The following is an 18,054-nucleotide window of genomic DNA, read 5'->3' on the forward strand; positions in this document are numbered from 1 at the left end:
GTGGAAAGACCTCTCAATATGACAATCCCTCTTTCCCCGTGCAGCATTGACCTTCTGATCGCCTCTGCATTACTGCCTGCAACACCGGTATTGGCGCTGGATGCTCCCTCCCTCCCAGGCGGGGCATCCTCTTTACAGGAAACCTATCAGGACTGGCGGGTCGCCTGCCGAATCGCGGCGGCTACCAAACGATGCGCGCTGTCCCAGCAGCAGATCCGCAAGAACGGACAGCGTGTGCTCACCATCGAACTGCAAACCGGCCCCAACAACACCATCACCGGCAATCTCATCCTGCCTTTCGGCCTTCTGCTTGACGCCGGCGTCACGCCCCAAATCGATGAGCAGTCGCCGATGGCGGCTCTATTCTTTCGGACTTGTCTGCCCGTCGGTTGCATCGTACCGGCCGCATTCGACCAGCCAGTCATCGACAGACTGCGCGCCGGGTCGGCGCTCAAGCTAACGGCAAAATCGAGCAATGCTGAGCAGGACGTTACGTTCAGCATCTCGCTCAATGGTCTTTCGGCAGCGCTCGACAGGTTCGCGGAGCTTCACCAGACAGCGTCGCAGTAACGCGCGTCCAGTAATATACCCGTATCGATTGGGTCCGGTGCCTTCGCCGTTTGGCACGTCCCTGTCTTCTCCTCCCGCACGCTCTTCCTCCAAGGACCACGGCGAAACCTAAAGCGCCGCGCTCCTCGCCGAGAGCGTCGATGGTTTCCTCGATGACGGTCACATCGAGTTCGACTCCAATACAGCCAACGATCGATCTGACCGATCGCGCTCAATCGGAAGGGGCACGGCGCTGACAGTCCGCCCCAGATTGCTGTTAAGCCCTCTATTCCTTGAACTTTCTGGTTTCTGGCACCACCTGAGTTGGATGAGACAGACGCTGATCCGCATTCGCGAGCCGCAACGGCTCAAAGCAGGATTCTAGCCCGGGCGCGTTCGAAGAACTGGCTTCGCGTCCGGGACCGATAGTCTTTCCACCAAGTCCAGCATCAGAATTGCGCCGTCACGAACGGGCGCGAGGGCATGTTCCGACCGATCGGGACACCCTTTGATCCGCATCGGAGGTGAGTTATGGAGGTCGCTGACCTTTTGACAGAAGAGGACATTGCGCTTGGAGTCGCGGTCAAAGGCAAGCGCTCGGCGCTATCCAAGATAGCGGCTCGGCTTGCGGGACGAACCGATGTCGATGCGCGAGTTATCCGACGAGCACTTATCGCCCGCGAGCAGACCGGATCCACGGCGCTGGGAGCGGGTGTCGCCATTCCGCATGCGCTGCTCGGACATATTTCGCATCCCGTTGCATCGCTAACGCGACTCGCCCGTCCGATCGACTTCGACGCGCCGGATGGCAGCCTGGTTGATCTGCTCCTGACGCTGCTTTGGCCACGCTCCGATATTGGCAATTTCCTGCCCACTCTCGCAAATGCATGCCGTCTCTTTCGCGGAGAAACCCGGCGCGAAATGCTGCGCCAGGCCAGATCGCCAACAGAGGCATTTGCGATCATGTGCTTGAAGCCAGAGGCGTTCAGAGCAGCGGGGTGGCTGCAGACGCGGTTGCTAGTGGAGGCTCAAAGCGGCGCAGCTTTTTAATGTCACGTCCGTGTCGTACTAGCGGTTCTTACCGTCTTCTTCTGGCGGTTTGTGAGGTTGTCTTTCATATACGTTGGACGGCTGGCGGGGGCTGTAAGGCTGCCTGGTACTGGTGCGGGTTCTGGCCGCGCTGGCAATGGCTCGATAGCTGCGCTCTGCGTGGTGCGAATCGTACGCAGCCCTTCGTCCACCTTAATCCATGCTGCGCTGGCGCCTTACTGGCTGTTTTCGAGGCGATGGCATCATCGCGACGAGAGCGCGACGGGCATCGGAATACTGGAGGGAAAAGGATGAAAGCATTTGAGAGAATTTGTCTTCGCCATTTCCGAAATCTTCCGGCTGCCAATGAAATTGGCAGTTCTCGAGGGCCATTCGGGCTTGGGTTTGAACCATCATCAGTGAGCCGCGAAGGTGGCAGCGAACTAGCTGGTGAGATCTCCATCATTCAGTCTGGGAGTGTTCGCCAAAGGACCGGCGAAATGGAGAGTGAAATGCGTCGTCCCGCGGCGGCCGTGCTTCTTTTGCTCTCACTCTGGTTCGGTAAAGCCAGCGTGCCCGAGAATTCAGCCGCGGCGCTTTTCCTGATAAGCAAGCGGGCCACGACTGCATGACTGGAAAGACACCGAGGCAACACGGCCCGATCGAGTTTCGCCATCTGCGATACTTCATTGCCGCCGCAGATCACGGCAGTTTCAGAAAAGCAGGCGCTGTTCTGGGCCTTTCGCAGTCAGCGATTAGTCGCTCCGTTGCGCACCTTGAAGACCAGATCGGCGCGTCGGTTTTCCACCGGCACACATGGGGTGTCGAGCTGACCTATGCCGGACAGCGCTTTCTGCGCCGCGCTCGCCAAATTATCCGAGCGATCGATGCCGGTGCGGAAGAAGCCGGTGCTATTGGCCGCTCCGAGCGCGGCAGCGTTCGTATCGGGATTTATTCCTCAATCGCATCAGGATTCCTCGCGGAACTACTGCGTACCTATAGCTGCGAGCACTGCGATGTGCAGATAAAGCTGATGGATGGGGATGCTTCCGAGCATGTTGCCGCTATCCGCAAGCTGAAGCTCGATGTGGCATTCTTGACGGGTACGGGGCAATGGCCGGAATGTGACAGCGTACACTTATGGTCGGAGCGCGTATTCGCGGTGCTGCCGTTAGAGCACTCCCTAACGCGGCACGACGAGATAGAATGGCAGGACATCGCGGAGGAGGCTTTCATCGTGAGCGAAAGCCCTCCGGGTCACGAAATCCGGGACCATCTTGTTCGTAGGCTTGCTGGGCTCGGTCGGCACCTGGAGATCCAAGTACAATATGTTGGGCGAGACAATCTGTTACCGCTGGTCGCAATCGGCCGCGGGTTGACCCTAGTCAGCGAGGCGATGACGGTAGCGCAGTTCCCTGGCATCACCTACCGTCCCATCGCTGGCGAGATACTGCCATTCAATGCCGTGTGGTCTCCTCGAAACGACAATCCAGCGTTGCGGCGACTGCTCAGCATAGCGCGTTCAATGGCCACGTTGAGTCAATTCGGAGGCACTATTGGCTTGCCCCCGACGAGAGGGCTGGACGCCGTGCCTTAGCAAAGCCTCGATCCGTCGCGATGAAGCGCTCAAGCATCGGGACGATCAGGCGGACCGGTTCTATGGGGCGAGTACCAGGCTCTGCGAGCAGGCGACCGTATTCGGTCAGGTCGCGGTGGAGCGCCGCTGGCAGTTCCACCGTCACCTTCACGGGCCTATCATCGGCGATGGGGCCAAGTTTCAGCTTTGTCATGGTCAGCTCCTGTAGGGTTCAAGCACAAGATCGCGCGTGACAATGACGCGGACCGGGAAGCCCGGCCGGATGGTCAAGGTTGGTGCGACCTGCAATTGACGCCGGACGATCTGCTGGCCGGCGTCGTTGATCGTGTCCTGCGCGCCGTCGCGAATGGCTCGGACCAAGCGGTCCTCGTCGCTGACGGCTAATTCCGTGCCGACCGCGAGAAGCGTGGACAATCCAGCGGCCTTGGCGAGATCCCACCAGTGGTAATCGACGCTATCCTCAAGACCGGCATAACCCTGCGTGTCGGCGCCCGGCTGGCGTTCGAGCACGATGGAGCGGCCGTTCGGGAAGATCAGCCGGTTCCAGACCAGCAGTGCTCGCCTCTGGCCGAACTGCACGTTGTTATCGTACTGGCCGATAATGCGAGTACCTTGCGGCACGAGCAGAATGCGGCCGGTGGGACTGTCGTAGATGTTTTCCGTCACCTGCGCCGTAATCTGGCCGGGCAGATCCGGCCGAATGCCGGTGATGAGCGCGGCCGGGATCACCGCCCCGGCTTGAAGGATGAAAGGCGAAGCCGGAGCCATGACTCGATCCGTCGATGTGGTCCGGCGATCAACCGGCGCATTCAAAAACGCAAGCTGGCGATCCTGAGCGGTCTGCTGGCCGGGTTGGTCCGAGAGACCGGCGAGATCGAAGCCGGGAACATTTGGTGTGGTCGAGCCACTGGGCGTCGCGGGTGTCGCACTTGGCTGGGTCTGGAAGAAGACGCGGCTCGTGCGCGCAGCCTCTTCTTCGGCTCGACGGCGTTGTTCAGCTTCATCGACGGCCGGCGTCGCGATCGTCGGCGGGACAACGGGTTGCCCCCTGTTCTGGGCATCTAGGATCGGCCGGCCGAGATCACCGGGGAGCGGCGGGCCGAGCACAGGTCCGGTATAGTCGCGCGGGAGGCCGGCGAGGCCATCCGCCGTCTGGCGGTTGTTGGTCGAGTAGAGTTCCTCTCCGTGCTGACCTCCATCGCGGGTCTGGAGGGCGTAGATCAGCGCACCGCCAATCCCGACCAGGGCGACGACGCCGACGCTGACGAGCACCTTGCGCGATAGTCGCGTGACGCGCGGCGGCTCGGCGCGAAGCCGCATCGGCGCAGCGTTGTTATCCGTGTCGGTCATGTCGATGGCCTCCCGTCGGTACGGACAATCCTAACGGTCTGCTGTTGCTTACCGCTGCCAAGGCGCAATTCGGCCGCGCCGAACAGGCGGTCAACGATCAGGATGTGTTGGTGGATGCGGCTGTTGACGATCTGCGCTTCGCCGTGCGGCCCGATGACGAAGATCGGCGGCATTTCGCCCTGGACGATCCCGCGCGGGAATTCGACATAGACCCTCCGGCCGTCGTCGTAGACGGAAACGGGCTTCCAAGGCGGATTGCCGCCGGTCAAACCGTAACGATAGTTGCGGGCGGCGACTGCCGGGATAACCGGCGTGGCGGGGATGCTCTGGCCCTGGCGCGCTCTTGATTGCGGATAGGCCCAGGCAACGGCCGGCATATAAGGCTTCTCACCGGAACGCAACTCGATCATGTAAACGCGCCGGTCGGTGGTCACGATGAGATTGGTCGTGATGTCCGGTCGCGTGGGCTTTACAAGGATATGGACACGGCGGGTCGTACCGCTGCCGCTCTCGGTGTCGCCGATGATCCACCGAGCGGTGTCGCCGGCTGCGATCGGCCCGGCGCCGGTCAACGACTCACCGGGTTCAAGCGCAATATTCGTGATCTGCCCCGGCGCGGCATAGACCTGATAGAGCGCACCGTCGCTCCACGGGTATATCTGGATCGAGTTGTAATAGCCTTCGCGACGGGGCTGCACGCGAGCGGCAGCGTTCGCGTTCTCGACGCGGGCAACCGGCGTGCTGGCCGCCGCGCCGCCCTTTGCCGGGGTCCAGGCGGGAGGAACGTGCAGCGGGCGCGGACGGTCGTCCGTGACCACGGCTGGCACTGCCGGCAAAGGAGGCACGTTCCGGTCATAGCTTATTTCCGGCGGCTTTTGCGGCGTGGCGCAGCCGGCGAACACGGTTGTTGAAAGCAGCAGAATCGGAAATACGGATTTACGGAAAACCGCAAAGGCGGGTTTGCAGATCGTCGGATGGCTCATTGGCTCATCTCCCGCGACCAGTTGATCGCATTGATATAAATTCCCAGCGGGTTGACCTTGAGCCGCTCCGCATCGCGCGGCGACTGGAGGACGATGGTCAAGATCGCGGTCCATCGCTCGGTCTTGCCGAGCTGACCGTTCTCGAAATGCCGTTCCGTCCACGCGACACGGAAGCTGTCAGGAGAAGCGCGAATGACGCTGGAAACTTCTACTGCGATCTGCTGCTTGCCGACCTTCGTGAATGGATCGTTGGCGCGGGCATAGTCGTTGAGCGCAGCAGCGCCCCGGTCCGTGGTCCATTCATAGGCCCTGAGCCAGTTCTGTCGGATGATGATCGGATCGGCAGAAATGCTTCTCGTCTGCTCGATGAAGCGCGCGAGATGCCAGGCCACCTGCGGATCGGTCGGACGATAGTCCGCCGCGGCCGGGGCAACGGCCTGTGCCTGACCGAGATTGTCCACCTGGACAACCCACGGCACGACCGTCCCACGAGCGGACTGATAGACCAGTGCGGAGGCGAAGCCCGCCGATAATATCAGCGAGCCGAAAGCCATGTAGCGCCAGTTCTTTGCCTGCACGCGAGCGGAGCCGAGGCGTTCGTCCCAGACCTGTGCGGCTTTCTGGTATGGCGTTTCCGGTTGAGGCGTCTTGCCGTAATGCACGGCGGGCCGTTTGAACAGATTCATGAACGGTCACTTTCAGAAAGGTTAACGGATGCGCCGGAGCCATGGCCGTCGCCCGAGCGAACTGCGTGGGCGGCTGCGCTGACACCGTGGGAGACATGGCGGCCGCGCTTCATGCGCTGCGCCCATGCCGGAGGCTGGTCGGGGGTGGCTGCGGGAGCAACGGAAGCGCGATCGGATTCGCCGGCGTCTGCGCTGGACGAGAAGGAGCCGCCTGTGGCGCTGACGCCTGCTCGCGCGCCGTGGGAGAAGCTGGACTTCATGCTTTCGGACGCACGGGAGGCGGCACGGCGCAATGGGGAGACAGAAGCCGATCCGGCGGCGCGTGCTACGCCTCCGAGGCCGGACGCGACGCCGGACGCTTCCGACTGGCCCATGGAACCGAGTGTGTAGGCCGACGATGCCGCCCCGGCTGCCACAGCTCCACCACGCACGGCAGCGGCGCCGCCGGAAAGAAGAGCGGCTCCACCCTTTGCGGCCAGCATTGCGCCGCCGCCAGCCGCAAGTGCCGCACCGCCGACAGCAAGGCCGGTGCCGACCGCGGCGCCTGCGCCAAGCTGAGGGCCGCCGCTGACAAGGCCAGACGCGATGCCGGGACCGAAGATGCCGAGGCCGACGAGCGAAAGCGCGGCGAGCACGATGGCCATGGCGTCGTCGATGCTCGGAGTCTGGCCGCCGAAGCCCTGGGTAAACTGGCTGAACAATGTCGAGCCGATGCCGACGATAACGGCGAGTACCAGCACCTTGATGCCGCTGGAAATCACGTTGCCAAGCACGCGCTCGGCCATGAAGGCGGTTTTACCGAACAGGCCAAACGGGATCAGGACGAAGCCGGCGAGCGTGCTCAACTTGAACTCGATCAGCGTCACGAAGAGCTGGATCGCGAGGATGAAGAAGGCGAGGATAACGAGCGCCCAGGCAAAGAGCAGGCAGACGATCTGGATCAGATTCTCGAAGACCGCGATCCAGCCCATCAGGGGAGATATCGCGTCGAGCAAGGGACGCGCCGCATCGAGGCCGGTTTGAGCCACTTTGCCGGGCCGAAGGAGATCCTGCGCCGTGAAACCTGTGCCGGCGGCTTTCAGGCCAAGACCGGAGAAGCTGTCGAAGACAATCTTGGCGAGGTTATTCCAATTGGAAATCAGGTAGGCAAACACCCCGACAAACAGGGTCTTCTTCACCAGACGCGCGATGATGTCGTCGTCCGCGCCCCAGCTCCAGAACAGAGCGGCCAGCGTCACGTCAATGACGATCAGCGTGGTAGCAACAAACGCCACCTCGCCGCCGAGCAGACCGAACCCGCTGTCGATATAGCGTGTAAAGGTGCCAAGAAATGTGTCGATGACGCCGGAGCCGCCCATGTCTCACCGCCCTTCGCTGGAGGCCGGTGACACGGGCGCAGGCGACGGACGCAAAAAACGGTCGCGGGTTTCCGCCCAGACGCGTAGGCACTCAGCGTCGGTCGCGGCCGTTGCCCCAAGCTGCTGGCACCGGCGCTGCCCCGCGCGCAGCGGATCGTACGGGGGTTCGATGATGCGCGTGGAGAAATCGTCTACCGGCTCCTCCTTACGGGTCATCTCGATGACAGCCGCCGTAATGGCGATGGCGACGAACACGACAGCGCCCAGCCGGGCCAGCACCTTGCCGTCCATAAGCCCGCCCTCAGTTTCCGTTGAACATCTGCGCATTGCCCGGCTGGTAGCCTGAACCGGGCGTCAGGAAGCGACGGCGTTGCTCGCGGCCCTGTTCGGCAGCCGCTGTGCGCTCGGCTTCAGTCAACGCGCCTGCGCGCCCGTTGGCAGCAAGCAACGCCACCAGATCGGAGAGCTGCTGCGACTGAAGCGCCAGGAGCTGGTTGCCGGCCTGCGTCGCCTGTAGTGCGCCGGTCGCGCCCTGGCTCTGGTTCACCAGTTCGCTCATCTGCGTGCGGTTGGTGTCGATGTTGCCGACGACACCCGCCTGGACGCGCATGGCGTCCTGCAAGCCGCCGACGGTGTTCTGCCAGCGCGAACGCGCATCGGAGACGAGCTGCTGATCTGTGGTCGACATGGAGACGTTGCCGTACTGCTGCTGGAACGCCTGATCGATCCGCTGCACATCGAAGGCGATGTTCTGGGCCTGGGTCAGGAGCTGCTGCGTGCGCTGAACGTTTTGCTGAAGCTGCTGGAGCGAGGAGAACGGCAGGCTTGCAAGATTGCGGGCCTGATTGATCAGCATCGTCGCCTCGTTTTGAAGCGAGGTGATCTGGTGGTTGATCTGTTCGAGCGTGCGCGCCGCCGTGAGCACGTTCTGCGCGTAGTTGCTAGGATCGAAGACGATTCTCCAGGCATAGGCCGGCGTGGTCGCGACCGGAGAAAGCGCGATCGGAGTGGCAAGGATGGTTGCTGCGAGAAGCACCGCAGGCGTGCGGGCAGAACGGGTCTTCATGTTTCAGTTTCCTTTTCGGCTTCGGGGACAAGGGACGGAAAAGTTGGGATGAGATCGGCAGCCCAGCCGACGTCGCGGGCCTTGAGCCAAGCAGCGAGGAAACCGTCGCGGCCATGCTCAGCGACGATCTGGGCAATCAGCGTCTGGTCGGATTTGGAGGATGCAGCACAAAGCGCGAGGCCGACTTCGCTGAGGCCCAGCTCGAACAGGCGGTTGCCGCGCCGCGACTGGCAGTAGTAGTCGCGCTTGGGCGTCGCCCGGGCGAGGATTTCGATCTGACGGTCATTGAGACCAAAGCGGCGATAGACGGCCGTGATCTGCGGCTCGATCGCGCGCTCGTTCGGCAGGAGCAGTCGCGTCGGGCAGCTTTCGATGATGGCCGGCGCGATGCTCGAATTGTCGACGTCGGAAAGGGACTGCGTGGCGAAGATGACACTGGCGTTTTTCTTGCGGAGCGTCTTCAGCCATTCGCGGAGCTGGCCGGCGAATCCTTCGTCGTCGAGCGCCAACCAGCCCTCGTCGATGATGAGCATGGTCGGCCGCCCGTCGAGCCTGTCGCCGATCCGATGAAAGAGATAGGCGAGTACAGCCGGCGCGGCGCCCGTGCCGACCAAGCCCTCGATCTCGAACACCTGCACGTCCGCCGAACCAAGATGCTCGGCTTCGGCATCGAGCAGCCGACCATAGGGACCGCCGACGCAGTAAGGGCGGAGCGCCTGCTTGAGATCATTGGACTGGAGAAGGACGCTGAGGCCGGTGATCGTGCGTTCGCCGACCGGCGCCGAGGCGAGCGAGGTCAGCGCCGTCCAGATGTGTTCCTTTGTCTCCGGGGTGATTTTGATACCTTCCCGCAGGAGGATTGCGACGATCCAGTCAGCCGCCCAGGCGCGCTCATAGGTGTCATGGATGCGGGCAAGCGGCTGGAGCGATACCGAGGCGTCCGATCCTTCGGTCAGGCCGCCACCGAGATCGTGCCAGTCGCCGCCCATGGCGAGCGCGGCAGCGCGGATCGAGCCGCCGAAGTCGAAGGCGAAGACCTGGCTGCGGAGGTAACGGCGGAACTGCAAAGCCATGAGGGCGAGCAGCACGGATTTGCCCGCGCCAGTCGGGCCAACGACGAGCGTGTGGCCGACATCGCCGACATGCAAAGACAACCGGAACGGGGTCGAACCTTCGGTTCTGCCGTAAAGCAGCGGGGGCGCATCGAAGTGTTCATCCCGTTCCGGCCCCGCCCACACCGCCGACAGCGGAATCATGTGGGCGAGATTGAGTGTTGAGATCGGCGGCTGGCGTACGTTTGCATAAACGTGCCCGGGCAGACTGCCGAGCCAGGCATCAACGGCGTTCACTGTCTCGATCATGGCAGTGAAGTCGCGGCCCTGGATGACCTTCTCGACCAGCCGCAGCTTTTCGTCGGCAAGGCGGGGATCGGCGTCCCAGACCGTGATCGTGGCAGTGACATAGGCCATACCCGCGACGTCGGCGCCGAGTTCCTGCAAGGCCATATCGGCGTCGAGCGCCTTGTTCGCAGCGTCGGTGTCCACAAGCACCGACTGCTCGTTGGTCATGACCTCCTTGAGGATCGCGGCAATCGACTTTCGCTTGGCGAACCACTGCCGCCTAATTTTGGTCAGAAGCTTGGTCGCGTCGGTCTTGTCGAGCAGGATCGCGCGAGTGCTCCAGCGATACGGGAAGGCCAGTCGGTTCAGATCGTCGAGCAGGCCCGGCGTCGTCGCGGTCGGGAAGCCGACAATGGTCAGCACACGCAGATTCTGGTCGCCAAGACGCGGCTCCAGGCCGCCAGTGAGCGGCTGGTCGGCGAGCAGAGCGTCGAGATAGATCGGCGTTTCGGGCACGCGGACGCGATGCCTTTTCGTCGATACGCAGGAATGCAGATAGGTCAGCGTCTCGCTGTCATCGAGCCAGTCGCAGGACGGCATGAAGCCGTCGAGCAGCGCCAGCACGCGATCGGTGCGGTCGGTAAAGGCGCGCAGAATCTCGTGCGGGTCGACGCCCGAGCGCTCGCGGCCTTCATAAAGCCAGGACTCGGTGCGCGCGGCTTCCTCGGCCGGCGGAAGAAACAAGAAGGTGAGGAAATAGCTCGATACGAAATGTGCGCCCGCTTCTTCGAAATCGGCCTTGCGCTCGGCATCGATCAGACCTGAAGCCGGATCGGGAAAGTTGCTGTCGGGATAAGTGGCGGCCTCATGCCGCTGTGCTTCGACAAAGATACTCCAGCCGGATCCGAGGCGGCGGAAAGCGTTGTTGATGCGGCTTGCAACGGCAACAAGCTCGGCCGCGACGGAGGAATCCAGATCCGGACCCCGAAAGCGGGCTGTGCGCTGGAACGAGCCATCCTTGTTCAGTACGATACCGGGCGCGACCAGAGCGACCCAGGGCAGATAGTCGGCAAGGCGAGCGGCGGAGCGTCGATATTCGGCGAGATTCATCATAGCCGCCTCCTCACACCGCGAGGAAAGCCGGAATGCGCAGATGCCTGCGCCCGACCTCGACGAAGAGCGGATCGCGGCGGGCCGCCCAGACGGCCACGAAATGACCGATCGCCCAGATGGCGAGGCCGACGAGCCACAGGCGCAGGCCGAGGCCCACGGCCCCGGCCAGCGTGCCGTTCATGATGGCGATGGAACGCGGCGCACCGCCGAGCAGGATGTGCTCGGTCAAGGCGCGATGGAGGGGCACCGTAAACCCCGGCACCGCGTCGAGCTGTTCGAGGACGGCCGCCATCAGACAAGCGCCCCGCCGCCGAAGCTGAAGAAGCTGAGGAAGAACGAGCTGGCCGCGAAGGCGATCGACAGACCGAATACGATCTGGATGAGACGGCGGAAACCGCCGCTGGTGTCGCCGAATGCGAGCGCCAGGCCGGTGGCGATGATGATGATCACCGCCACGATCTTGGCCACCGGCCCTTCGATCGACTGGAGGATCTGCTGAAGCGGCTGCTCCCACGGCATGGAGGAGCCGGAGGCATGGGCCGGCGGCGTGGCCGCCAGCATCATGATGGTGAAAAGCGCGGTGGAACTGGCGAGAAGCTTGTAGCTGCTACGCATGATGGAGCCGGCGGGCAGCTCCGGTTCGACGGGCACCGTCGACAGGATGGGAGGATTGGTCAGATTCGGAATGACGGGCGAGTTCATTCAGCTTCTCCGTTCGAGATCGTTGCGGGGGTGATGCGGTAGTCGCCAGTGGCAGGGTCGATGCCGTCGACGCGCGCGAGCTCGGCAAGCCGTCGCGATGAGCCACGCCCCGCGAGGACGGCCACAAGGTCGATGGTCTCGGCGATCAGCGCGCGTGGGACGGTGACGACGGCTTCCTGGATGAGTTGCTCGAGGCGACGCAGCGCGCCGATGCCGGAACCAGCGTGGATCGTGCCGATGCCACCGGGATGGCCGGTGCCCCAGGCTTTGAGGAGGTCGAGAGCTTCTGAACCGCGGACCTCGCCGATGGGAATGCGATCAGGCCGCAGACGAAGCGAGGACCGGACGAGGTCGGAGAGCGTAGCGACGCCATCCTTGGTCCGCATCGCGACAAGGTTGGGCGCTGCACATTGCAGCTCGCGGGTATCCTCGATGATGACGACGCGATCCGCTGTCTTCGCCACCTCGGCGAGCAGCGCATTGGTCAGGGTCGTCTTGCCGGTGGAAGTGCCGCCGGCGACGAGTATGTTGGCGCGGGACTGAACTGCCGCACGCAGCTTCACCGCCTGGTCGGCCGTCATGATGCCGGCCGCCACATAGTCGTCGAGTGTGAAGACTGCGACAGCAGGCTTGCGGATGGCGAAGGCAGGTGACGCTACGACGGGAGGAAGTAGGCCCTCAAAACGCTCACCCGTTTCCGGCAACTCGGCCGAGACGCGCGGCGAGCGGGCATGGACCTCCGCACCGACATGGTGAGCGACCAGACGCACAATGCGCTCGCCGTCAGCGGCCGTCATCGTCTCGCCGGTGTCGGCCAGCCCTTCGGAAAGTCGATCCACCCAGATGCGGCCATCGGGGTTCAGCATCACCTCTACCACGGCCGGGTCTTCGAGAAACCGCGCGATGGCGCTGCCGAGCGCGGTGCGTAGCATTCGCGCGCCGCGCTGGATCGCTTCCTGTCTGAGGTGAGTGGCTGCCATGTCGTCCCCATTTTTCGTGGGGACGCAAGAGATAATCCCCGGATCGGGGATGATTAAAAAAGCCTGGGATCAGGCCGATTCAACAAGTTTCGGTCGTAGTAGTAGCGTGGCGTGCAAATACAGGAAAACGGCGGCGTGGGTATTCCGCCAAGGACTGTGAACGATCCTACGAGGAGCCCGGTTTGATTCGTCCAGTCAGCCGCCATTCCGAATTGGATGAAAAACGGAGGGTCGACCCGGTGCTGATAGAGGAGATCGATGTAGTCGGTTCCAAGCCGTTTCAGGCTGCCTTCGACCGCGCTGCGGATCTGCGCCGGTTTGCTGTCGACACCGCCGCGATGCTCGCCTGTGACCTGGTCGACGTCCCGGCCGAACTTGGTCACGATCTTCACCTTGTCGCGCAGGCCGGCGAGGGGTTCGCCGACCAATTCTTCATTCGTCCAGGGTCCATAAACGTCGGCGGTGTCGAAGAAATCCTTGCCGAGATCGATAGCCTCGCGCAGCAGCGCGATCATCTGCCGCCGGTGCTGGCCGCCGGCGAGGACATTCAGGAGGCCGTTGTCGGCGTGGTCAGGCACTGCGGCCAGACCTTCTACGTGGTTCGGAACGATTAAGGCGGGATGGCGTCCTTGACCGCTAACGAGAACTGCCCCGAGCTGGAGGTGGGCAACGAGGTTTGGGCCAGCCGCGACCAGGATGGCGCCTACGCCGTGAGCCACGACAACGGCTACAGCATGTAATCGCAGTCAGCAGCAAGTAGGCCCCGGCGTCCCCGAGATGCCGGGACCTGTGCATTTGGGGGAACATAGTCCTTTCGCCATTCTTGGACCTGTTTTGTTCTGCTACGGTGCGCCCGTGATTCAACGCAGGAAAGGGATAGCACACCGATGAGCGATGAAATCAGCATCACATTCGCCCTTGTTATTGAGCATGGGCGCGAGCAGGAAGCCGCAGACTTCTACACAGCCGCATTCGGCGCGCGGGTGGTGGAAACCCACAGCCACGATGGCGAGCTGACGGACTTCGATATGCTACTCGGGACAACGCCGATTGCCGTTGCTGGGGCCAATCCCAAGCGGGAAGCCAACCCCGCCCTTGGCGGACCCTTCTTCCCGAAGGCGCTAGGTGCAGTGAGCGCTGCGCTACGGATGACCGTCGCCGACCTGGACGCCTTTGTCAGCAAGGCCGTGGCTGCTGGCGCAACCATCCGTGACGCCATTCAACTGGACGACAGGGGCGGCCGCTCTGCCGCTGTGTTCGATCCGTTCGGCCACATTTGGGGTCTGAGCGAGCGCCTGGCCGACACCTCGCGCCTGGCCGCCTAAACCCAATCGCAGCACCATCCGAAGCCGCTGCCAGTCAACGGCTTTTCTCCGCGCCGTACATTGCGGACCGGAGATATAACGCAACCCTAACCGAACCTTCACGCGAGCTTTCTCCACGGCCCCGGATGGTCCGCTTGTCGTCATGCCGACGGCTCTTGACCAAGAAGAAAGGATTTGGGTTCGTCATACACCATCTGCCGACCCGCCGCTGCATGGCGCGCGGTCTGGACAAGCGCAACGAGCACTTCGATCAGGCGGCATAGCGGGCAGCGCACGAGCTGCATGAAAGCGTCCGTCTGGACAACCCGCTCTACACCCTGCATCACCAGGCGCTGCTCTATGATCTGGCGCAGGAAATGACCCGCTTGGCGATCGAGTCCACGCCGGTCGTGAGCGAGAAGCTGCTGGGGCCGGAGCATCCGCATCGGTAGCTCCTGGAAGAGAAGTGGGAGCGCGACGGCATCTAAGTCTTCCGCGTGATTGAGCGGTAAAACAGGAGTTCTTTTATCGGGCGGCCAGATGGGGGTAATGATGAGGACTGTCATTTGTGGCGTAATGATCGCGGTATTGGCGGCACCTGCCCTAGCTCAGGGTACGTTGAGCACCGGGGCTAAGCAGGAGACGTTTGACGAAGCGGCCTGGGCGGCGGAATTCAAGTCGGCTGACAAGGATGGCGACGGCAAGTTGAGCAAGGACGAAGCCCTTGAAGCCAATCCGAATCTTGGCGACCACTTCGACGTGATCGATGCGGATGGGGACGGGTTCATCACACCGGAAGAAGATCGGGCGATGCTCGAACGGCAGAAGTAGTCGCTGGCAGGCGACTAACGCAACGGCCGCGCGAGCCGCAGAAGCTAAAAACCCGGCCCCATTCGTGGGGCCGTGCTCTTGTCATTCAAGCCGCCGCCGGTCGCCGCACGAGGAGCACCAGGGCGGCGAGCAGAAGGGCACCGCCGCCTAGTGCCGGGGGCGGCAAACGCTCGCCAAACAATCCCACCGCGATGATGGTCGCAGTCAGCGGCTCGGCCAGCGTGAGGATTGTGGCGGGTGTTGCGGCCGTCCCTCGCATTCCTCGGAAATACGCCACATAGGCGAGCGCAGTCGGCACCAGACCGATGTAGAGCAGCGTGAGCCAGGCCGAGGCGGGCCAGCTGCCGAAATCGGTCTGAGTCATCAGCGCAAACGGCAGGAGCAGCAACGCTCCGGTGCCGAAGCCGACGACAATGATCTTTCCCGGGTCGTGGTGGGCCAAGGTCCGGCTGCACAGCACAAAGCAGGCATAGGCGATTGCCGAGCCGCCGGCCCAGGCAATGCCGGTTGCGCTTCCGGTTTCCGGCGGCGCACCAACCAGCAGGGCCGCCCCGACAAGGCCGAGGAACAGTGCGAACGCGACGTGCCGCGTGATGCGCTCACGCAGGAGCAGGGGAGCCAGCAGCCCGACCAGAATCGGGGCGGAGCAAATCGTGATAAGCGTGGCCAGCGCCACGCCGATTTCGGCAACAGCCCGGAAGTAGCAAACCTGATAGAGCGCCATCGCCAGGCCCAAGCCACCAATGCGCACCGCGTCGGCGCCGGGAAAGCGGAAGGTCTGGGCACCGAGCCGCAAGCTGCACCAGACAAGCAGCGCGGGCACCGCGATTGCCAGCCGGAAGAAACCGAGGACGAGCGGCGGCACGTCCTCGATACCGTAGAGGACTTTGGAGGCGATGCCGACCGTCCCCCAAAGGAAAGCGCCGAGACATACGAGCAGCGGGGCAAGGATCTGGGGGGCGGTTCTCATGGTCATCCGAATCCGCCGCCCATCAGCGGCTTTTCTCTGCACCGTATATTGCGGACTGGCGCTGTTAATGCTGGAAGGCGCGCAGCTCGCCGCGTGCCGCCGTAGTTATAAGAGATTGCGCGTCATGCAGAACGTCGTCCCATAGCCCGGCCTCTATCTCGCAGTAGTCGAGCAGAAAGCGCAGGATGCGCAGCTGATGGTCGATCACGAGCCAGCGCACGAACAGGGCCAGTTGCTTGCTTTCCGCCACGCCATACCCCGCGAGGAAGGCCCGCCACAGCGCGCCGGCATCGTCGTCCTGGCTGTTTTCCAACCACAGCGCTATCGCTGCCACATCGAGTAATTGAGGGCCACGGCCGCAATCATCGAAGTCGAAGAACGTCACGCGCTCGCCCTCGATGCGCATGTTCAGCGGCCCCATGTCGCCGTGACAGAATCCGACCGGGCCAATGACCTTATTCGCGCCCGGGGTTTCGAGCGTGCCGATTGCCTCCGCGATCGCGTGAGCCACTTGTGGGGAGCGGCCCGCGATCATCGCCAGCGTTTCCTTGGCGGCAAGCTCGCTCCCGATTTCCCGGTTCGGCGCGAGGCTGGCCAGCCCGCTTTGCCGGTGCAGATCCGCCAGCGCAGCCCCGGCGCAGCGGTAATCCGAGACGGTGGGAGTCAGTTCACGTCCAGCCGCTCGGGAGAACACCGCGATCATGCGGCGAGAGCCATCGGGCAGTTCTATTTCAGAGACGGTTCGGCCCCGTCGATCCGAGAGCGGCCGCGAGACTTCAAGGGCGGCGGTGCCTTCAACCGCACGCAGCACCGCCAATTCCGCCGCCACGTCGGCCGGCGAGCGCCCGGAAGCTCGATATAGGCGGACGAAGGCCACGGCTTGCCCGCCGTCCTCAACTGCAAGGGTCCAGTTCACGCCCTTGATGGCGGTGGAGACGATGCCGACGAGGCCGTAATTCTCACTCAGGTAGGTGGCAATCGCCCTTTCGCCGCCCGCCCTTAAATCCTGATCCATCCCGTCGCCCGTCATTCCTCGATAACGTCCACTCCCCCGCCTGGGCGGGAGCGCACCAAGCGACCGGAATCGTCATATCCCACTGCGCCCGGCTCGCTTCCCAGACGAGCCATCGCGCTGACTTCATCCGGGCTTGGGTTGGCCATCACGTCATCAAGCAGGCTGTAGTAGGACCGCCGTTCCTCGCCCGTCAGCGTGGGCGGGTCGCGCTGACCGGCTATTGCGGACCTTACCCGGTCCAGAGTGTCGCCGGCTTCCATTTCAGGCCGCCGCGTTTTGGAGCGGCCGCACCGGCGGTTGCTCATGCTGCATGGCCACCCACAGGTCATAGTTGGCCTGCAGGTTGATCCAGAAGCGCGCCGTGCTGACGCCGGCCTTCTCCAAGCGCAGCGCCAGGTCCGGGCTGATACCGGCCTTGCCATTGAGCACCCGCGACAGGGCCAGCCGCTCGGCGGCCTCGGTCACGGAGAATTCCAACGGCTCAAATACCGTTTCCTTGAGGATTTCGCCCGGAGAAGATGGGTATGGATCATGGTTCGTGTCCTCAGCGTTAGTCCTGATAATCGACCAGTTCGACGCCGGCCCCGTCAGAACGGAAGGTGATGCGCCAATTGCCGTTCACCCGCACCGACCAATGCCCTTTCAGGGGATCCAGCCGCAAGCCCGGTTGGTTCAGGTCCTGCGGTTCCTTGGCCACGTCGAGCATGGCCAGGATCATCCCGAGTTTTCGGGCATGAGCCGGTTGGGTGCCTTTCGTTGAACCGGCGCGGTAAAAGGTTTCGAGGCCCTTGTGCCGAAAGCTGACGATTATAGTTTTCTGTATCGCGTATCGCTACAAGATGCAAAAAGGGGCGGCACCTGTCCGCCCTGCAGATTGCGGTGCCGACATCGATCACCGCCTATCTGACGGAGACAGGTTTGATCGCCGTTCTTGGCGGCGTCGTCTCATGTATTTCTCCGAACCGCTCGTTGCGCCATACGTCGCGGATGGGCGGCTGCGCCTGGTATTACCGGACTGGGTGTCTAAGGGCGACGGCTTCCACATCTACTGTTCGAGCCGTCGACAAGTTCTGACAGGGCTGCGTCTTTTGATCGATTTGATACGAGAGTTGCGTCCGATGGGGCTTTGAGCGCAGAGCCGAAGTCAAGTGGATCCAGGGCCATTTTCCGGCATGATCGAA

The 18,054-nt window shown here is 63.0% G+C and carries 23 protein-coding genes and 1 pseudogene; 6 read left to right on the forward strand and 18 right to left on the reverse strand.

The genetic code is table 11. The annotated features are described in order from the left end of the window. Positions 1 to 18 precede the first annotated feature (18 nt). The 4 genes from F9K78_RS14950 to F9K78_RS14965 all read left to right on the forward strand — a co-directional run bounded on the left by F9K78_RS14950 (position 19) and on the right by F9K78_RS14965 (position 3,175). Entirely contained in the window at positions 19 to 570 is a 552-nt protein-coding gene (locus tag F9K78_RS14950) for an invasion associated locus B family protein (protein WP_151682293.1), read from the forward strand. A 510-nt stretch (positions 571 to 1,080) separates the two neighbouring features. Continuing rightward, complete coding sequence (locus tag F9K78_RS14955; RefSeq protein ID WP_151682294.1) at positions 1,081 to 1,599, forward strand: PTS sugar transporter subunit IIA; 519 nt, start codon at positions 1,081 to 1,083, stop codon at positions 1,597 to 1,599. A 290-nt stretch (positions 1,600 to 1,889) separates the two neighbouring features. Next, complete coding sequence (locus tag F9K78_RS14960) at positions 1,890 to 2,210, forward strand: hypothetical protein (RefSeq protein ID WP_151682295.1); 321 nt, start codon at positions 1,890 to 1,892, stop codon at positions 2,208 to 2,210. After that, the gene (locus F9K78_RS14965; protein ID WP_151682296.1) at positions 2,207 to 3,175 is read left to right on the forward strand and encodes a LysR family transcriptional regulator; all 969 of its coding nucleotides are present in this window, start codon (positions 2,207 to 2,209) and stop codon (positions 3,173 to 3,175) included. Before F9K78_RS14960 ends, F9K78_RS14965 begins: the two co-directional genes overlap by 4 nt. Here the strand turns inward: F9K78_RS14965 and F9K78_RS14970 are convergent. The 12 genes and pseudogenes from F9K78_RS14970 to F9K78_RS22280 form a co-directional block, all read right to left on the reverse strand. Continuing rightward, positions 3,132 to 3,368: a DUF2274 domain-containing protein gene (locus F9K78_RS14970; RefSeq protein WP_151682297.1), complete on the reverse strand. Its 237-nt coding sequence runs from the start codon at positions 3,366 to 3,368 to the stop codon at positions 3,132 to 3,134. The genes F9K78_RS14965 and F9K78_RS14970 overlap by 44 nt on opposite strands. 2 nt (positions 3,369 to 3,370) lie before the next feature. Continuing rightward, positions 3,371 to 4,525 (reverse strand): TraB/TrbI/VirB10 family type IV secretion system protein, encoded by a 1,155-nt coding sequence (locus F9K78_RS14975; protein WP_151682298.1) that lies wholly within the window; start codon positions 4,523 to 4,525, stop codon positions 3,371 to 3,373. Then, the gene (gene trbG, locus F9K78_RS14980) at positions 4,522 to 5,508 is read right to left on the reverse strand and encodes a P-type conjugative transfer protein TrbG (protein ID WP_151682299.1); all 987 of its coding nucleotides are present in this window, start codon (positions 5,506 to 5,508) and stop codon (positions 4,522 to 4,524) included. The genes F9K78_RS14975 and trbG overlap by 4 nt, the downstream gene beginning before the upstream one ends. Continuing rightward, positions 5,505 to 6,194 (reverse strand): conjugal transfer protein TrbF, encoded by a 690-nt coding sequence (gene trbF / locus F9K78_RS14985; RefSeq protein WP_151682300.1) that lies wholly within the window; start codon positions 6,192 to 6,194, stop codon positions 5,505 to 5,507. The genes trbG and trbF overlap by 4 nt, the downstream gene beginning before the upstream one ends. After that, positions 6,191 to 7,552: a P-type conjugative transfer protein TrbL gene (gene trbL, locus F9K78_RS14990; protein ID WP_151682301.1), complete on the reverse strand. Its 1,362-nt coding sequence runs from the start codon at positions 7,550 to 7,552 to the stop codon at positions 6,191 to 6,193. Before trbL ends, trbF begins: the two co-directional genes overlap by 4 nt. A 3-nt stretch (positions 7,553 to 7,555) precedes the next feature. Beyond that, a complete protein-coding gene (gene trbK-alt, locus F9K78_RS14995) occupies positions 7,556 to 7,843 on the reverse strand; it encodes a putative entry exclusion protein TrbK-alt (RefSeq protein ID WP_151682386.1) in 288 nt (95 codons plus the stop codon). Between the two features lie 10 nt (positions 7,844 to 7,853). Next, on the reverse strand, positions 7,854 to 8,618 hold the full coding sequence (gene trbJ / locus F9K78_RS15000) for a P-type conjugative transfer protein TrbJ (protein ID WP_151682302.1): 765 nt from the start codon (positions 8,616 to 8,618) through the stop codon (positions 7,854 to 7,856). Next, positions 8,615 to 11,071: a conjugal transfer protein TrbE gene (gene trbE, locus F9K78_RS15005; RefSeq protein WP_151682303.1), complete on the reverse strand. Its 2,457-nt coding sequence runs from the start codon at positions 11,069 to 11,071 to the stop codon at positions 8,615 to 8,617. Before trbE ends, trbJ begins: the two co-directional genes overlap by 4 nt. Positions 11,072 to 11,081: 10 nt before the next feature. Further along, the gene (locus F9K78_RS15010) at positions 11,082 to 11,363 is read right to left on the reverse strand and encodes a VirB3 family type IV secretion system protein (RefSeq protein WP_151682304.1); all 282 of its coding nucleotides are present in this window, start codon (positions 11,361 to 11,363) and stop codon (positions 11,082 to 11,084) included. Then, on the reverse strand, positions 11,363 to 11,686 hold the full coding sequence (locus F9K78_RS15015) for a TrbC/VirB2 family type IV secretion system protein (protein ID WP_412842097.1): 324 nt from the start codon (positions 11,684 to 11,686) through the stop codon (positions 11,363 to 11,365). Before F9K78_RS15015 ends, F9K78_RS15010 begins: the two co-directional genes overlap by 1 nt. A gap of 83 nt (positions 11,687 to 11,769) precedes the next feature. Continuing rightward, positions 11,770 to 12,753, reverse strand: coding sequence for a P-type conjugative transfer ATPase TrbB (gene trbB / locus F9K78_RS15020; RefSeq protein WP_151682305.1), 984 nt, complete (start codon positions 12,751 to 12,753; stop codon positions 11,770 to 11,772). Between the two features lie 227 nt (positions 12,754 to 12,980). Beyond that, positions 12,981 to 13,277: pseudogene (locus F9K78_RS22280) on the reverse strand (aldo/keto reductase); the annotation flags it as partial. Positions 13,278 to 13,640: 363 nt separating this feature from the next. Between F9K78_RS22280 and F9K78_RS15030 the strand changes: the two are divergent. Continuing rightward, positions 13,641 to 14,078: a VOC family protein gene (locus F9K78_RS15030; RefSeq protein WP_151682306.1), complete on the forward strand. Its 438-nt coding sequence runs from the start codon at positions 13,641 to 13,643 to the stop codon at positions 14,076 to 14,078. A 140-nt stretch (positions 14,079 to 14,218) separates the two neighbouring features. Here the strand turns inward: F9K78_RS15030 and F9K78_RS15035 are convergent, their stop codons facing one another. Next, positions 14,219 to 14,503 carry a hypothetical protein gene (locus tag F9K78_RS15035; RefSeq protein WP_151682307.1) on the reverse strand — a complete coding sequence of 95 codons (285 nt, stop codon included), beginning with the start codon at positions 14,501 to 14,503 and terminating at the stop codon, positions 14,219 to 14,221. A 103-nt stretch (positions 14,504 to 14,606) separates the two neighbouring features. Between F9K78_RS15035 and F9K78_RS15040 the strand changes: the two genes are divergently transcribed. Then, positions 14,607 to 14,888 (forward strand): EF-hand domain-containing protein, encoded by a 282-nt coding sequence (locus tag F9K78_RS15040; RefSeq protein ID WP_167518120.1) that lies wholly within the window; start codon positions 14,607 to 14,609, stop codon positions 14,886 to 14,888. A gap of 85 nt (positions 14,889 to 14,973) precedes the next feature. Here F9K78_RS15040 and F9K78_RS15045 read toward each other — a convergent pair whose 3' ends face one another. The 5 genes from F9K78_RS15045 to F9K78_RS15065 all read right to left on the reverse strand — a co-directional run bounded on the left by F9K78_RS15045 (position 14,974) and on the right by F9K78_RS15065 (position 17,696). Continuing rightward, positions 14,974 to 15,864, reverse strand: coding sequence for a DMT family transporter (locus F9K78_RS15045; RefSeq protein ID WP_151682309.1), 891 nt, complete (start codon positions 15,862 to 15,864; stop codon positions 14,974 to 14,976). A gap of 58 nt (positions 15,865 to 15,922) precedes the next feature. Continuing rightward, positions 15,923 to 16,888, reverse strand: coding sequence for a phosphotransferase (locus tag F9K78_RS15050; protein ID WP_151682310.1), 966 nt, complete (start codon positions 16,886 to 16,888; stop codon positions 15,923 to 15,925). Beyond that, complete coding sequence (locus tag F9K78_RS15055; protein WP_151682311.1) at positions 16,885 to 17,178, reverse strand: hypothetical protein; 294 nt, start codon at positions 17,176 to 17,178, stop codon at positions 16,885 to 16,887. The genes F9K78_RS15050 and F9K78_RS15055 overlap by 4 nt, the downstream gene beginning before the upstream one ends. After that, positions 17,135 to 17,338, reverse strand: a complete 204-nt coding sequence (locus F9K78_RS15060) for a HigA family addiction module antitoxin (RefSeq protein WP_235925438.1) — start codon at positions 17,336 to 17,338, stop codon at positions 17,135 to 17,137. The genes F9K78_RS15055 and F9K78_RS15060 overlap by 44 nt, the downstream gene beginning before the upstream one ends. Before the next feature lie 85 nt (positions 17,339 to 17,423). Next, positions 17,424 to 17,696: a type II toxin-antitoxin system RelE/ParE family toxin gene (locus F9K78_RS15065; protein ID WP_328593521.1), complete on the reverse strand. Its 273-nt coding sequence runs from the start codon at positions 17,694 to 17,696 to the stop codon at positions 17,424 to 17,426. Positions 17,697 to 18,054: the final 358 nt, after the last annotated feature.

The sequence above is a fragment of the Brucella pseudintermedia genome, from assembly GCF_008932435.1.
Lineage (GTDB): Bacteria > Pseudomonadota > Alphaproteobacteria > Rhizobiales > Rhizobiaceae > Brucella > Brucella pseudintermedia.

Bases quoted from the DNA above. Each gene is read 5' to 3' on its own strand.
- F9K78_RS15040 (WP_167518120.1), top strand. From the start codon at position 14,607: ATGATGAGGACTGTCATTTGTGGCGTAATGATCGCGGTATTGGCGGCA.
- trbG (WP_151682299.1), bottom strand. From the start codon at position 5,508: ATGAGCCATCCGACGATCTGCAAACCCGCCTTTGCGGTTTTCCGTAAA.
- trbJ (WP_151682302.1), bottom strand. From the start codon at position 8,618: ATGAAGACCCGTTCTGCCCGCACGCCTGCGGTGCTTCTCGCAGCAACC.
- F9K78_RS15030 (WP_151682306.1), top strand. From the start codon at position 13,641: ATGAGCGATGAAATCAGCATCACATTCGCCCTTGTTATTGAGCATGGG.
- F9K78_RS15010 (WP_151682304.1), bottom strand. From the start codon at position 11,363: ATGGCGGCCGTCCTCGAACAGCTCGACGCGGTGCCGGGGTTTACGGTG.
- F9K78_RS15055 (WP_151682311.1), bottom strand. From the start codon at position 17,178: ATGAGCAACCGCCGGTGCGGCCGCTCCAAAACGCGGCGGCCTGAAATG.
- F9K78_RS15035 (WP_151682307.1), bottom strand. From the start codon at position 14,503: ATGCGGATGCTCCGGCCCCAGCAGCTTCTCGCTCACGACCGGCGTGGA.
- F9K78_RS14955 (WP_151682294.1), top strand. From the start codon at position 1,081: ATGGAGGTCGCTGACCTTTTGACAGAAGAGGACATTGCGCTTGGAGTC.
- F9K78_RS14960 (WP_151682295.1), top strand. From the start codon at position 1,890: ATGAAAGCATTTGAGAGAATTTGTCTTCGCCATTTCCGAAATCTTCCG.
- F9K78_RS14950 (WP_151682293.1), top strand. From the start codon at position 19: ATGACAATCCCTCTTTCCCCGTGCAGCATTGACCTTCTGATCGCCTCT.
- trbL (WP_151682301.1), bottom strand. From the start codon at position 7,552: ATGGGCGGCTCCGGCGTCATCGACACATTTCTTGGCACCTTTACACGC.
- F9K78_RS14975 (WP_151682298.1), bottom strand. From the start codon at position 4,525: ATGACCGACACGGATAACAACGCTGCGCCGATGCGGCTTCGCGCCGAG.
- F9K78_RS15050 (WP_151682310.1), bottom strand. From the start codon at position 16,888: ATGACGGGCGACGGGATGGATCAGGATTTAAGGGCGGGCGGCGAAAGG.
- F9K78_RS15015 (WP_412842097.1), bottom strand. From the start codon at position 11,686: ATGCGTAGCAGCTACAAGCTTCTCGCCAGTTCCACCGCGCTTTTCACC.
- F9K78_RS14965 (WP_151682296.1), top strand. From the start codon at position 2,207: ATGACTGGAAAGACACCGAGGCAACACGGCCCGATCGAGTTTCGCCAT.
- F9K78_RS14970 (WP_151682297.1), bottom strand. From the start codon at position 3,368: ATGACAAAGCTGAAACTTGGCCCCATCGCCGATGATAGGCCCGTGAAG.
- trbB (WP_151682305.1), bottom strand. From the start codon at position 12,753: ATGGCAGCCACTCACCTCAGACAGGAAGCGATCCAGCGCGGCGCGCGA.
- trbE (WP_151682303.1), bottom strand. From the start codon at position 11,071: ATGATGAATCTCGCCGAATATCGACGCTCCGCCGCTCGCCTTGCCGAC.
- trbK-alt (WP_151682386.1), bottom strand. From the start codon at position 7,843: ATGGACGGCAAGGTGCTGGCCCGGCTGGGCGCTGTCGTGTTCGTCGCC.
- F9K78_RS15045 (WP_151682309.1), bottom strand. From the start codon at position 15,864: ATGACCATGAGAACCGCCCCCCAGATCCTTGCCCCGCTGCTCGTATGT.
- trbF (WP_151682300.1), bottom strand. From the start codon at position 6,194: ATGAATCTGTTCAAACGGCCCGCCGTGCATTACGGCAAGACGCCTCAA.